Source organism: Alkalidesulfovibrio alkalitolerans DSM 16529 (genome assembly GCF_000422245.1).
GTDB classification, from domain to species: domain Bacteria; phylum Desulfobacterota; class Desulfovibrionia; order Desulfovibrionales; family Desulfovibrionaceae; genus Alkalidesulfovibrio; species Alkalidesulfovibrio alkalitolerans.
In genome coordinates this window covers 76596-89840 of record NZ_ATHI01000005.1, presented here as the reverse complement: position 1 = coordinate 89840, position 13245 = coordinate 76596, and the positions used below count along the sequence as shown (strand labels likewise).

Below are 13245 nucleotides of genomic sequence, written 5' to 3'. Positions count from 1 at the left end.
CCATGGAAAGCACGCCCCCTTCGGCTGAAGCGAAAATGGCTCCCCGGCCCCAAGCCCTGACCGTTGCCGGATCGGACAGCGGCGGGGGCGCGGGGATTCAGGCCGACCTGAAGACCTTCGCCATGCACGGCGTATTCGGCGCGAGCGTAATCACCGCGCTCACGGCCCAGAACAGCCGGGGCGTGAGCGGCATCCACGCGCCCGAGCCCCAGTTCGTGGCCCGGCAGCTTTCCGCCGTGCTGGACGATCTTTCCATCGGCGCGGCCAAGACGGGCATGCTCTTCTCGCGCGACATCATCGCCGCCGTGGCCCCGCTCCTGCGCGAATGGGGCGGGGCGCTGGTGGTCGATCCGGTCTGCGTGGCCGCAAGCGGCGACCGGCTCTTGGAGACGCAGGCCGTGGAAAGTCTCGTGGCCGAGATCATCCCCCTGGCCGCGCTCCTGACCCCCAACCGCCACGAGGCCGAACTGCTCACGGGCATGCGCGTCGAGACGCGGGAGCAATGCTTCGCGGCCTGCGCCAAGCTCCTGGAAATGGGGCCGGGCGCGGTGCTGCTCAAGGGCGGGCATTTCGACGAAGCCGTGGCCGTGACGGACTGGCTGGCCCTGCCCGGCCAGGAGCCCATCCCCATGATCCAGCCCAGGGTGGACACGAAGAACGTGCACGGCACGGGTTGCACGCTTTCTGCGGCCATCGCGGCCAACTTGGCGCTGGGCGAGCCCCTGGCGCGCGCGGTGGCCAAGGCGCAGGCCTACGTGAACCTCGGGCTTCGCGCCTCCTTTACGGTCGGGCAGGGACCGGGGCCCGTGCACCACGGCGCGGTCCTGACCCAGGCCAGGGCCAGGGCGGAGATCCTCGACGAACTCATCGAGACGGCCCGCATGCTCGAAAAATTGCCGGGGCTGGCCCGGCTGCTGCCGCGTTTCGGCGGCAACATCGCGGCCGCGCTGCCGTTCGCCAGCGACCCGGCGCAGGTCGCGGCCTTCGAGGTGCCCCTTGCGGCTTCGGCAGACGGACATATCTTCGTTCCGGGCTGCCCACGCTTCGGTGCCGCGCCCGAACTGGGCGTGAGGCTCGCCGCCGCCTCGGCCTCGGGCTCTGGCGCGGCCTGGGCCATGCCGCTTCGGCTTGCCGAGGCCACCTTGCGCGGCCTGGAGCGCGCCGGGCTTCTCACAGCCTCCGTGGATCACGGCGGAGCGGGGGCCGAGGAGCGCGCCGCGGGTGACGACTTCGACTGGGACACCCTGCGTACCTTGCAGCGAGCCGTGGCCGAGGGTGCGCGTGTGGATGCCTTGATCGACACCTCGGGCGACTTCCCCGGCCCGACGGTCATTTTGCTGGCGCGAGACGCCCTGGAGCTTGCCGAGAAGCTCGACGCCGTGGCCGAGGGAGCGGAGAGCGTAGTGTCTGAGGCGGACGCGGACACCTTCGAGCTTGGTTGACAGCCTTGACCCGGTGTGGGAAACGGGCCTGCCGTGGGGTTTTCGGCTTCTCCGCAGGCCCCTTCGGCGGTCTTTTGACGCGGGCGAGAGTGGCGGAATTGGTAGACGCACCGGACTTAGGATCCGGCGGCATGGCCTTGCGGGTTCGAGTCCCGCCTCTCGCACCACAAGCCTGTTCTTCGGGGCCGTTTAGGCCCTCTTCGCCCCTTGGGGCGGGGGTCGACGATTGACAGCCCCCCCGCCCATACGTATAGCCCTGGACTTCCGCCGAATGTTCGCCCGTTTCCGGGCTTCAGCAAAAGGAGTCTCGTGCCATGGACTATACTATCGAAGATATCTCTCCGGTCGAAAAGAAAGTGACCGTCACCGTGCCTGCGGAAGAGGTCAACGCCTCCCTGGCCGCGACCACCGCCATCTACGGTCGAACCGCCCAGATCAAGGGCTTCCGCAAGGGCAAGGTGCCCATGAGCGTCATTCAGGGCAAGTTCAAGCGCCAGATTCTGGCCGAGGCCACGCAGGACATGGTCAACTACCAGTTGAACGAGATCATGTCCGAGCTGAAGCTCTCGCCGGTCTCCGGCATCAACGTGGACTCCAAGGGCGAGATCGCCAAGGACGAGCCCTACACCTATTCCTTCAGCTTCGAGGTTCCGCCCGCCCTGAATCTGCCCGAGTACCGCGGGCTGAAGGTCGAGCAGGAAGCCGTGAGCGTCGATGCGGCCGAGGTCGATCAGGTCATCGAGCGCATCCGGGGCAATATGGCCGAACTGCGCGACATCGGCGAGCACCGTAAGGCACGCGACGGCGACGTGGTCATCCTCGACTTCGCGGCCATCAGCCAGGACAAGGCTTTCGAAGGGCTGCGCTCCCAGCACTTCCAACTCGAACTCGGCAAGGGCCAAGCCCTGGAGAGCTTCGAGGCTCTGGTCAAGACCCTGGGCGCGAGCGAGCAGGGCAAGGGCGAGATCACCTTCCCCGAGGACTTCCTGAATCCCGACCTGGCGGGCAAGACCGTGGAGATGCACGTCCACATCCGGGCCGTGAAGGAAAAGGTTCTGCCCCCGGCCGACGACGCCCTGGCCAAGAAGGCCGGCGGCTACGAGACCTTCCAGGCTCTGCGCGACGCCATCACCTCCTCCTACGAGTCCTCGCGCAAGGCCCTGCACCGCTCTGTGGCCGAAAAGAAGCTTTTGGACGACATCATCGCGGGCATGGACATCCCCCTGCCGCCCTCGCTCGTGGAGCGCACCACCGACAACCTGGTGGGCGAGCACGTGAACCGTCTGGAGCGCAAGGGCAAGAGCCTCGAATCCACGGGCAAGACCATGGAGCAGCTCCGCGAGGAGTACAAGCCCACGGCCGAGCAGGCCTCGCGCGTGCAGGTATTCCTGATGGCTGTGGCCACCAAGGAAGGGCTCACCGTCTCTCCGCAGGAGATCGACAACGAGATGCGCAAGGTGGCCATGCAGTCCGGCCAGGATTTCGAGACCATCAAGCAGTATTACGAGCAGACCGGCATGCATGTGCTCGTCAAGGACCGCATCCTGGCAGACAAGGCCATGGAACTAATCTACGAGGCCGCCGAGGTCACGGAGGTTCCGGCCAAGGCTCCCGAAGCCGGGGAAGCCGCGCCCGCCGAAGGCTAGCAGGCCGCTGGAAGAGCGCAGTCTGCGGCGTTTGCAACCACTCCAACCGCCCGGCGCAGCATACGCCGGGCGGTTGTTTTTTGCCGGATCGTGCTTGACCCGCGCGGTCCGGATATTATTTTGAGGGTCTCCATGATCGCGCTTGAGATTGCAGGCCGATCACGGTAGACGAGAAGGGTGACCGGACACGGCGATTCCCGTTCCCTTTCCGCTTGCGACGAAATCCCGACACATTTCAAGGAGTACGCGATGCCCCACGCGCAAATTCCCATCGTCATAGAAACCACGGGCCGCACCGAGCGCGCCTACGACATCTACTCGCGTCTCCTCAAGGACCGCATCATCCTGCTCGGAACGCCCATCAACGACGCCGTGGCCAGCCTCGTCTGCGCTCAGCTTCTCTTCCTCGAATCCGAGAACCCCGAGAAGGAGATCAACATCTACGTCAACAGCCCCGGCGGCTCCGTGACCGCGGGCATGGCCATCTACGACACCATGCAGTACATTTCCGCCCCCGTGGCCACCCTGTGCCTGGGGCAGGCCGCCAGCATGGCCGCGCTGCTTCTGGCCGCGGGCTCGCCCGGCATGCGCTATGCATTGCCCCATTCGCGGATTATGATCCACCAGCCCATGGGCGGGTTTTCCGGCCAGGCTACGGACATCGAGATTCACGCCCGCGAGATATTGCGCATGAAGGAAGAGTTGAACCAGATCATGGCCAACCACACCGGCAAGCCCATCGAGAAGGTGGCCGCCGACACCGAGCGCGACTATTTCATGCGCGCCGACGAGGCCAAGGCCTACGGCATCATTGACAGCATCCTCGTTTCGCGCAACGAAAGCCAAAAGAAGGGTGGAGGCGAGTAGCCCGCCCGCAAAACGCAAAAGGACCGTCATCACATGGCCAACACAAAGGCCCCACGGCCCACGGAATTGCGCTGCTCCTTCTGCAGCAAGAATCAGGAAGAGGTCCAGCGGCTCATCGCCGGGCCTGACGTCTACATCTGCGACGAGTGTGTGTCGCTGTGCAACGAGATCATCGCCCAGGAGAGCGCGGGCGAGGAGCGTGAGGCCGGGCAGCTTTTGCCCCCCGCCGAGATCAAGGCGCTGCTCGACGAGTTCGTCATCGGCCAGGACGCGGCCAAGCGCATCCTCTCCGTTGCCGTGCATAACCATTACAAGCGCGTCTTTCACGCCGACCGCGTGGGCGACGACGTGGAGATCGACAAGTCGAACATCCTGCTCGTCGGCCCAACGGGCTGCGGCAAGACCCTGCTCGCCCAGACCCTGGCCCGCGTGCTCAAGGTGCCCTTCGCCATCGCCGACGCCACGACCCTGACCGAGGCTGGCTACGTCGGCGAGGATGTGGAGAACATCCTGGTGCAGCTCCTGCAGAACGCGGACTACGACATCGAGTCCGCGCAGCGCGGCATTGTCTACGTGGACGAGATCGACAAGATCGCCCGTAAGTCCGATTCGCCCTCCATCACCCGCGACGTCTCGGGCGAGGGCGTACAGCAGGCGCTGCTCAAGATCATCGAAGGCACCGAGGCCAACATCCCTCCCAAGGGCGGCCGCAAGCACCCGCAGCAGGAGTTCATCCGTATCAACACCACGAACATCCTGTTCATCCTGGGCGGGGCGTTCATCGGCCTGGACAAGATCATCGCCAACCGCCGCAGCGGAACGGCCATGGGCTTCCACGCCAAGGTGGAGAAGAAGCGCGAGGAGAACCTTTCCGAGCTTCTGGCCGACGTGCATCCCAACGATCTCGTCAAGTTCGGCCTGATCCCCGAGTTCGTGGGCCGCGTGCCCGTGGTCACCTCGCTCACCGACCTGGACGAGGACGATCTGGTGCGTATCCTGACCGAGCCGCGCAACGCGCTGACCAAGCAGTACGCCAAGTTGTTCGAGCTGGACAACGTCAAGCTGCGCTTTACGCAAAACGCGCTGCGCGCCGTGGCCCGCAAGGCCATCGAGCGCAAGACCGGCGCGCGCGGGCTGCGCAACGTGCTCGAGAGCGTGATGCTCGACATTATGTACCGCCTGCCGTCGCTCACTGGCGTCAAGGAGTGCGTGATCAACACCGCTGTGGTGGAGAACGGCCAGGAGCCGATGCTCTTCTACCACCAGCAGGAGGCCCGCTCCGCCTGATGCGTTTTGCCGCCGCCCAAGGGGCGAACCGCCGTCTCCCGCCGTTTTCCGCGCCGGGCCGAACGCGGACCCGCGCGCCGCTTTGCATTGACTTTGCCGACAACTGCCTTAAGTATAGCGCCATGCCCTGGACCCGGCCGGATATCCTTCCGGCCGGGCGCCTGGCCCTCTCGGGGGAGCTTCCCCCCAAGGAGCGATGATGAGCAGCCAATCCTTCGGTCCCCAAGGGGCCGGTCCTTCCAGTTTGACCCTTCCCATGATGTCCCTGCGCGAGGTGGTCATGTTCCCGCGCTCCATCGTGCCCCTCTTCGTGGGGCGCGAGGCGAGCATCAAGGCCATCGAGAACGCGCTGACGCGATACGACAAGAAGATCTTTCTCGTCACCCAGAAGAATCCCGAAAAGGAGAGGCCCGAAGGCGAGGACCTCTACACCCTGGGCACGGTGAGCAAGATTTTGCAGCTTTTGCGCCTGCCCGACGGGACCATCAAGGTGCTCTTCGAGGGCCTGTACCGCGCCCGCTGGGACAACAAACCCGACACGCTCGCCACTGGTGACGAGTATCCCATGGCCACGGTGGAGCCGCTTGACGACGACGAGACCGAGAACCCCGAGGCCGTGGCCCTGGTGCGCGCGGTCCAGGATTCGCTGGAGGCTTACGCCAAGGTCAACAAGAAGCTGGCCCAGGAGACGGTCATGGCCATCTCCTCGCTGACTCTGCCGGGCCGTCTGGCCGACTCGGTCATGCCGCACCTGAAGGTGGACTTCGCCAGGAAACAGCAGGTGCTTGAAGAGCCCGATCCCGTGAAGAGGCTCGACGAGGTCTACAAGCTGCTCGAGACCGAGATCGAGATCGCCTCGCTGGAGAAGAAGATCAAGGGTCGCGTCAAGCACCAGATGGAGCAGAACCAGAAGGACTACTATCTGAACGAACAGCTCAAGGCCATCCACAAGGAGATGGGGCGCGAGGACGACCCCTCCGCCGAGGCCGAGGAGTTGGAAAAGCAGATGAAGGCCAAGAACATGCCCGACGAGGCGCGCGAGAAGGGCCTTCGCGAGATCAAGAAGCTCAAGCAGATCCCGCAGAGCTCCGCCGAGTACACCGTGGTCCGCAACTACGTGGATTGGATTCTCGACCTGCCCTGGAACGAGGTCAAGGAAACGGCCATCGACATCGAGAAAGCCAAGTCCATCCTCAACGAGGACCACTTCGGTCTGGACAAGCCCAAGGAGCGCATCCTCGAATATCTGGCCGTGCAGTCGCTGGTCGAGAAGATGAAGGGGCCGATCCTTTGCTTCGTCGGCCCTCCGGGCGTGGGCAAGACCTCGCTCGCCAAGTCCATCGCCCGCGCCACGGACCGCCCCTTCGTGCGCCTTTCGCTGGGCGGCGTGCGCGACGAGGCAGAGATCAGGGGGCACCGCCGCACCTACGTGGGCGCGCTGCCGGGCAAGATCATCCAGTCGCTCAAGCGGGTGAAGTTCAACAACCCCGTCTTCATCCTCGACGAGATCGACAAGATGAGCATGGATTTTCGGGGCGATCCCTCGGCCGCCCTGCTCGAAGTGCTCGATCCCGAGCAGAACTACGCCTTTGGCGACCACTACCTGGACCTGGACTACGACCTGTCCAAGATATTCTTCATCACCACGGCCAACACGCTGCACTCCATCCCTCTGCCGTTGCAGGACCGCATGGAGATCATCCAGCTTCCCGGCTACCTTGAGACCGAGAAGAAGCAGATCGCGCAGAGCTTCCTTTTGCCCAAGCAGATCGGCCAGCACGGGCTTAAGCCCGAGAACCTGCGCCTGCCCGAGGAGTCGCTGCTCGAGGTCATCCGCCGCTACACGCGCGAGGCGGGCGTGCGCTCGCTGGAGCGCGAATTGGCTACCATCTGCCGCAAGGCCGCGCGCAACGTGGTGGAGAAGGGCGACAAGGACCTCAAGCTCGAAATCACGCCGCCGATGCTCAACGACTATCTGGGCGTGCCCAAGCACCGCTACGGCGAGAAGGAGGACAGGCCCCTGGTCGGCCTGGTCAACGGCCTGGCCTACACGGACCACGGCGGCGATATGCTCATGGTCGAGGTGGCGCTCATGCCTGGCTCGGGCAAGGTGGAGACCACGGGCAAGCTCGGCGACGTGATGAAGGAGTCGGCCAAGGCCGCGCTTTCCTACATCCGCTCGCGCACCGATCTCTTCGGGCTGAAGCCCGACTTCCACAAGGAGATAGACATCCACGTGCACGTGCCCGAGGGCGCGATCCCCAAGGACGGCCCCTCGGCGGGCATCACGCTGTGCACGGCCATGGTCTCGGCGCTTTTGAACCGTCCGGTGCGCGACGATCTGGCCATGACCGGCGAGATCACGCTGCGCGGACGCGTGCTGCCCATCGGCGGCCTGCGCCAGAAGCTTCTGGCCGCGCACCGGGGGCTCATCAAGACCGTGCTCATTCCCAAGGACAACGAGAAGGACCTTGAGGACGTGCCCGAGGAGATCAGGCGCGACCTGAAGATCATCCCCATGGACAACATGGACGACGTGCTGCGCGAGGCGCTGCTTTGCGAGGGCGACGACAGGCCGCTGTTCTGCGACCTGAACGACCTCGTGCCTTTGTCCGCGAGCCTCATGAAGGGCTCGGGCTCGGAGGAGCAGGGCAAGATGCACTGATCCGGCGGCCGGGCGGATAAGCCGCCCGCACCCGCACAGACACAGAACGATCACGGCCCCCGCGAGGACTCGCGGGGGCCTTCTGTTTGGGAGAAGCCGCCGGGACTTTACTCGGGGCAGCGCCTGGGGCATATGCTGGAGCAAACCCTCGTGAGGGGGCGTCGGCAAACACGGTTCCGCAGACTGTTCAAAAGCGCCAGATGCAAGGCGCAAGGAAAGTTCAAGGCCGACGCGTATTTGCATACGCGAGGATTTGAGCTTTTCGCAGCAACGCAGCAGATGGGACTTTTTCAACAGCCTGCTACGGCGCTTGGGGCGGAGTCTTGGGCGCGGCCTGGCCGTTCAAGGCCTCCGGGTCCAGGCTGGACTTGTTCCACAGCCCCTCGCGCGGCAGGATCAGCCGCACGGCGCGCTCGAAGAGGAAGTAGTCCCAGGCCCAGTTGACCATGACCAAAAGCCTGTTGCGAAAGCCCACCAGATACATCAGGTGCACGAAGAGCCACAGCGCCCAGGCCGTGAAACCCGTGAACGACCGGCCCGCGAAGCGCACCACGGCCGCGCCCCGGCCGATGGTCGCCATGCTGCCCTTATCACGATAGGTGAAGGCCTTCTGCTTTTTGCCCTTGAGCGCCCGCAGCACGTTTTGCCCCGCGTGGCGGCCTAGCTGGATGGCCGCCGGGGCCACCATGGGCAGCGGCGGGCGGCCGTCGATCTGGCAGATATCGCCCACGGCCATGATGTCGGGCATGCCCTTGACGCGTAGCGTCTCGTCCGTGAGCACCCTGCCGTTTGGCGCGCAGGTGAGCCCGAGCCGCGCGGGCAGCGGATGCGCCTTGACCCCGGCGGTCCAGGCCACGGTCTCGGTCAGGAAGTTGCTGCCGTCCTTGAGCCGCACGTACTGCTGCGTCACCTCCTCCACCTGCGCGCCCAAAAAGACCTGCACACCCTTGCGCCGCAGCGCGAGCAGCGCCTCCTTGCGCAACGGGTCCGGGAATCCGTACAGGACGCCGTCCATGGCCTCGAAGAGCACCACGCGCGCCTGGCCCGCGATGAGCGCCGGGAAATCCTTGGCCAGCGGCCCCCGGATCAGCTCGGCCAGGGCTCCGGCATACTCCACGCCCGTGGGGCCGCCGCCGACCACGGTGAAGGTCAGAAGCCTGCGCTGCTCGGCCGGGTCCTTGGACGAGACGGCCTTCTCGAAGCAGCCCATGATGTGGTTGCGCAGGTAGATGGCCTGCTCCAGGCTCTTCAGACGGAAGGCGTGGGTGTCGGCTCCGGGCACGCCGAAAAAGTTGGTCACGCTGCCCAGGGCCACGATGAGCGTGTCGTAGGCGATCTCCCGGCCGTCCACGATGAGCGTCCTGGCGGCGGGGTCGAGGGCCGTGGCCTCGCCCATGGCGAAGGAGACGTTTTCCGCGCGGCGGAAGATGCCGCGCACGGGGTAGCCGATCTGTTCGGATTCGAGCTCGGCCGCGGCCACCTGATAGAGCAGGGGCAGGAAGGTGTGGTAATTGTTGCGGTCCGCCACGAGCACGTCGCAGGGGCCGCCCGCAAGGGTGCGTGCTGCCCAAAGGCCGCTGAAACCCGCTCCGAGTATGACCACCTTGTGGCGAGTGCCGGTGTCGCGCACGAAACCCTCCTTGCGCGGAGATTGCCGGGATTGCGCAATGGGAAAAGTCGCAGGCGCGCCGCACGGCGTCAAGAAGAACTGTAGAAAGACGCACAATAAGAGCGGTCCGGGTCTACTAGGCGCGGGCCAGGCCGAAGCCGGGACGGACACGGGCGCGGCCGTCCGGAAAACAGGTGGACGGCCGCCGCGTGGTCTGGCGCGAGGCTCGTCGCCTCAGGCGAAATCGACGAGCAGCTTGTCCTCGAAGGTCGCCTTGACGCGATATCTCTTTCCGCCGTCCTCGAACTCGTAGTCGCAGTCCGGGAAGAGCTGGACCACGGGCGTGAATTCGCCCCGGATGAAGACGTCCTTGGCCTCGCCGTTGCTCTCGAAGCGCACGCACGCGCCGCCGGGCAGGGTCACGAATTCCTCATGATTGATGGCCACGGGCAGATCGGATTCCTTGTACTCCGACATGGCTCACCTCCACGGCCCCGGCCGGTCCCTCCAGGGCGGAGAAACCCTGACCTGGAACCTGCCATTCACCATGCAGCAAATCGAGGGGCTCTGGCAAGCATCTGGAATAAAATATAATATGACGAAACAGGTCTGAAATGGACGGGCGGAGCCGACGCTGCCGCTACGTCTGCTATATCCCCGAGCCCTCCACCAGCGCCTCGCGCTGCCCCGGCGGCTGCATGACGCGTGCCCCGGCGGGCACAGAGCGGGTGAGCCAGACGTTGCCGCCGATGACCGCGCCCCGGCCGATGGTCACGCGGCCGAGAATGGTCGCGCCGGAGTAGATGGTCACGTCGTCCTCGACCACGGGGTGGCGCGGCTGCCCCTTGACCAGCATGCCCGCCTCGTCCTTGGGGAAGCTTTTGGCCCCGAGCGTGACGCCCTGGTACAGGCGCACGCCCCGGCCGATGACCGAGGTTTCGCCGATGACCACGCCGGTGCCGTGGTCGATGAAGAAGTTTTCGTCGATATGCGCGCCGGGGTGGATGTCGATGCCGGTGCGCGAGTGGGCCATTTCCGTGATGATGCGCGGAATGATGGACACGCCCAGGTGGTGCAGGGCGTGGGCCACGCGGTAGTGCGTCAGGGCGATGATGGAGGGGTAGCAGAAGATGGTCTCGCCCGGCGTCTTGGCGGCAGGGTCGCCGCGAAAGGCCGCGTCTACATCCGTGGCCAGGAGGCTCCTGATCCCGGGCAGGCGTTCGAGGAAATCCTGGGAGATGCGCTGCGAGCGGTCCTCGCACTCGGCGCAGGTGCGCTGCTCGTCGCGCGGGCAGACGAAGCAGAAGCCGCGCTTGACCTGCTCCACGAGCAGGCGGCAGGCGGCGTCGAGGTTCGCGCCGATGTGGAAGCGCATGGTCTCGGGCGTGACTTCGGAGTTGCCGAAATAGCCGGGGAAGAGCACGGCCTTCAGCCGCTCCATGACCTCTTCCAGGGCCGCAAGCGAGGGCATGGGCTGCTCGTGCTTGGGCCGGTGGTACACGCCCTCGTAGGAGCCGGGCTCGCACAACTGCCCGGTGACGCGCTCGATGACCGATCCGTATGCGCCGTTGCCGTTGTTCAGGTTCGCCATGTCAGTTCGTCTCGAAGAGTGGAGTGGAAAGATAGCGCTCGCCGGTGTCGCAGACCACGAAGACCACGAGCTTGCCCGCGTTCTCGGGCCGCGCCGCCACCTTGAGCGCCGCGAAGGCGTTGGCCCCGGACGAGATGCCGCAGACGATGCCTTCCTCGCGCATCATGCGGCGGGCCGTGGCGAAGGCGTCGTCGCCCGAGACGGTGATGATCTCGTCGATGAGCTCGGTCTTGAGCACCGGCGGCACGAAGCCCGCGCCGATGCCCTGGATGGGGTGCGGCCCTGGCGCGCCGCCCGAGAGCACGGGGCTTAGTTCCGGCTCCACGGCCACGATGCGCGCGCCGGGCTTGCGCTCCTTGAGCACCTGGCCCACGCCGGTGATGGTGCCGCCCGTGCCCACGCCCGCCACGAAGACGTCCACGGCCCCGTCCGTGTCGGCCCAGATCTCCTCGGCCGTGGTGTGGCGGTGGATTTCGGGGTTGGCCGGGTTCTCGAACTGCATGGGCATGAAGGCGGAAAGCTCGGCCGCCAGTTCGCGGGCGCGGGCGATGGCCCCTTTCATGCCCTCGGCGGCCGGGGTCAGCACCAGTTCGGCGCCAAGCCCCGCGAGCATCTTGCGCCGCTCCAAGCTCATGGACTCGGGCATGGTCAGGATGACCCGGTAGCCGCGCACGGCCGCGGCAAAGGCCAGGGCGATGCCGGTGTTGCCCGAGGTGGGCTCCACGATGGTCCCGCCCGGCGCGAGGCTGCCGTCTTTTTCGGCCGCCTCGATCATGGCCAGGCCGATGCGGTCCTTGACCGAGAAGCAGGGGCTCCTCGATTCGAGCTTGGCGACCACGGTGGCCGAAAGCCCGGCCGAGAGCCGGTTCAGCCTGACCAGCGGCGTGCCGCCGACGAGTTCCAGCATGTTCCGTGCGATCTTCATGGTGCCCTCCTCAGCAGGTGCAGGGCGGTTTGGCGTCGAGCGGCTCCGGCCCTTCCGCCTTGAAGGGCGAGAGCACGCGCAGCCGTTCGATGATCGGCGGCAGCTCGCGCAGCACGGTGTCGATCTCGGCCTCGGTGGTGAAGCGCGAGAGCGAGAAGCGGATGGAGCCGTGGGCGAAGGTGAAGGGCACGCCCATGGCCCGCAGCACGTGCGAGGGCTCAAGGCTGCCCGAGGTGCAGGCCGAGCCCGAGGAGGCGCAGATGCCGAACTGGTCGAGCATGAGCAGGATGGCCTCGCCCTCGACGTACTTGAAGGAGATGTTCGAGGTGTTGGGCAGCCGCTCGTCGCGCGCGCCGTTCACGCGCGACTCGGGGATGGCCGAAAGCAGCCCGTTCTCCAGCCGGTCGCGCAGCGCCCGCACGCGGGTGTTCTCGTCTCCGACGCCCTGCGCGGCGAGTTCCATGGCCTTGCCCAGGGCCACGACGGAGGCCGTGTTCTCGGTGCCCGCGCGGCGGCCGCGCTCCTGGTGCCCGCCGATGAGGAAGGGCCGAAACGGCGCGCCGCGGCGCACGTAAAGCGCGCCCACGCCCTTGGGCGCGTGCAGCTTGTGGCCGGAGAGGGCCAGGAAATCCACGGGCAGGGTCTTCATGTCCAGGGGGATCTTGCCCACAGCCTGCACGGCGTCGGTGTGCAAAAGCACGCCGCGCTCGCGGCAGATATCCGCGATCTCGGGGATGGGAAAGATCACGCCGGTCTCGTTGTTGGCGTACATCACCGAGACCACGGCCGTGTCGTCGCGAAGCGAGACGCGAAGCTCGTCGAGATCGAGATGGCCCTCCTTGTCCACGGACAGGAACTCGACCTCGAAGCCCCGGCTTTCCAGGTGCTTGCAGTAGGAGAGCACGGCCGGGTGCTCCACCTTGGTGGTCACGATGTGGCGCTTTTCGGGCGCGGCCATGAGCGCGGCGTTGATGGCCGTGTTGTCGCTCTCGGTGCCGCAGGCGGTGAAGACGATTTCCTCGGGCGTGCAGCCCAGGCATTGAGCCGCCCGCTCGCGCGCGAGGCGCATGTGCCTGCCCACTTGGCCGCCGAAGGAGTGCATGCTGGAGGGGTTGCCGTAAAGCGTGGTCAAAAAGGGCATCATCTCGTCAAGAACGGCCGGGTCCACGCGCGTCGTGGCGTTGTTGTCCAGATAGATTTCCTGCATTGCCGC

At 65.9% G+C, this 13245-nt stretch carries 10 protein-coding genes and 1 tRNA gene; 6 read left to right on the top strand and 5 right to left on the bottom strand.

Annotated elements, in window-relative coordinates; genetic code table 11:
- The first annotated feature begins 2 nt into the window (after positions 1-2).
- The 6 genes from thiD to lon all read left to right on the top strand — a co-directional run bounded on the left by thiD (position 3) and on the right by lon (position 7907).
- Positions 3-1442 carry a bifunctional hydroxymethylpyrimidine kinase/phosphomethylpyrimidine kinase gene (gene thiD, locus DSAT_RS03385; protein WP_020886184.1) on the top strand — a complete coding sequence of 480 codons (1440 nt, stop codon included), beginning with the start codon at positions 3-5 and terminating at the stop codon, positions 1440-1442.
- An 83-nt stretch (positions 1443-1525) separates the two neighbouring features.
- A tRNA-Leu gene (locus DSAT_RS03380) sits at positions 1526-1609 on the top strand.
- 147 nt (positions 1610-1756) lie between these two features.
- The gene (tig, locus tag DSAT_RS03375; RefSeq protein ID WP_020886183.1) at positions 1757-3088 is read left to right on the top strand and encodes a trigger factor; all 1332 of its coding nucleotides are present in this window, start codon (positions 1757-1759) and stop codon (positions 3086-3088) included.
- Between the two features lie 249 nt (positions 3089-3337).
- Entirely contained in the window at positions 3338-3955 is a 618-nt protein-coding gene (gene clpP, locus DSAT_RS03370) for an ATP-dependent Clp endopeptidase proteolytic subunit ClpP (RefSeq protein WP_020886182.1), read from the top strand.
- Positions 3956-3988: 33 nt separating this feature from the next.
- Positions 3989-5242, top strand: coding sequence for an ATP-dependent Clp protease ATP-binding subunit ClpX (gene clpX / locus DSAT_RS03365; protein ID WP_020886181.1), 1254 nt, complete (start codon positions 3989-3991; stop codon positions 5240-5242).
- 199 nt (positions 5243-5441) lie between these two features.
- Positions 5442-7907: an endopeptidase La gene (gene lon, locus DSAT_RS03355; RefSeq protein ID WP_020886179.1), complete on the top strand. Its 2466-nt coding sequence runs from the start codon at positions 5442-5444 to the stop codon at positions 7905-7907.
- A 301-nt stretch (positions 7908-8208) separates the two neighbouring features.
- Here lon and DSAT_RS03350 read toward each other — a convergent pair whose 3' ends face one another.
- The 5 genes from DSAT_RS03350 to nifS form a co-directional block, all read right to left on the bottom strand.
- Positions 8209-9537, bottom strand: a complete 1329-nt coding sequence (locus tag DSAT_RS03350) for an NAD(P)/FAD-dependent oxidoreductase (protein WP_020886178.1) — start codon at positions 9535-9537, stop codon at positions 8209-8211.
- 213 nt (positions 9538-9750) lie between these two features.
- Positions 9751-9993: a hypothetical protein gene (locus tag DSAT_RS03345; protein WP_020886177.1), complete on the bottom strand. Its 243-nt coding sequence runs from the start codon at positions 9991-9993 to the stop codon at positions 9751-9753.
- 172 nt (positions 9994-10165) lie between these two features.
- Positions 10166-11107 (bottom strand): serine O-acetyltransferase, encoded by a 942-nt coding sequence (locus DSAT_RS03340; protein ID WP_020886176.1) that lies wholly within the window; start codon positions 11105-11107, stop codon positions 10166-10168.
- 1 nt (position 11108) lies between these two features.
- Positions 11109-12032, bottom strand: a complete 924-nt coding sequence (gene cysK / locus DSAT_RS03335) for a cysteine synthase A (RefSeq protein WP_020886175.1) — start codon at positions 12030-12032, stop codon at positions 11109-11111.
- A gap of 10 nt (positions 12033-12042) precedes the next feature.
- Positions 12043-13239 (bottom strand): cysteine desulfurase NifS, encoded by a 1197-nt coding sequence (gene nifS / locus DSAT_RS03330; RefSeq protein ID WP_020886174.1) that lies wholly within the window; start codon positions 13237-13239, stop codon positions 12043-12045.
- Positions 13240-13245 lie beyond the last annotated feature (6 nt).

What these genes read in the sequence shown, in the direction of transcription:
- thiD (WP_020886184.1), top strand. Translation starts at nt 3, where the DNA reads ATGGAAAGCACGCCCCCTTCGGCTGAAGCGAAAATGGCTCCCCGGCCC.
- lon (WP_020886179.1), top strand. Translation starts at nt 5,442, where the DNA reads ATGAGCAGCCAATCCTTCGGTCCCCAAGGGGCCGGTCCTTCCAGTTTG.
- nifS (WP_020886174.1), bottom strand. Translation starts at nt 13,239, where the DNA reads ATGCAGGAAATCTATCTGGACAACAACGCCACGACGCGCGTGGACCCG.
- DSAT_RS03345 (WP_020886177.1), bottom strand. Translation starts at nt 9,993, where the DNA reads ATGTCGGAGTACAAGGAATCCGATCTGCCCGTGGCCATCAATCATGAG.
- cysK (WP_020886175.1), bottom strand. Translation starts at nt 12,032, where the DNA reads ATGAAGATCGCACGGAACATGCTGGAACTCGTCGGCGGCACGCCGCTG.
- DSAT_RS03340 (WP_020886176.1), bottom strand. Translation starts at nt 11,107, where the DNA reads ATGGCGAACCTGAACAACGGCAACGGCGCATACGGATCGGTCATCGAG.
- clpX (WP_020886181.1), top strand. Translation starts at nt 3,989, where the DNA reads ATGGCCAACACAAAGGCCCCACGGCCCACGGAATTGCGCTGCTCCTTC.
- tig (WP_020886183.1), top strand. Translation starts at nt 1,757, where the DNA reads ATGGACTATACTATCGAAGATATCTCTCCGGTCGAAAAGAAAGTGACC.
- clpP (WP_020886182.1), top strand. Translation starts at nt 3,338, where the DNA reads ATGCCCCACGCGCAAATTCCCATCGTCATAGAAACCACGGGCCGCACC.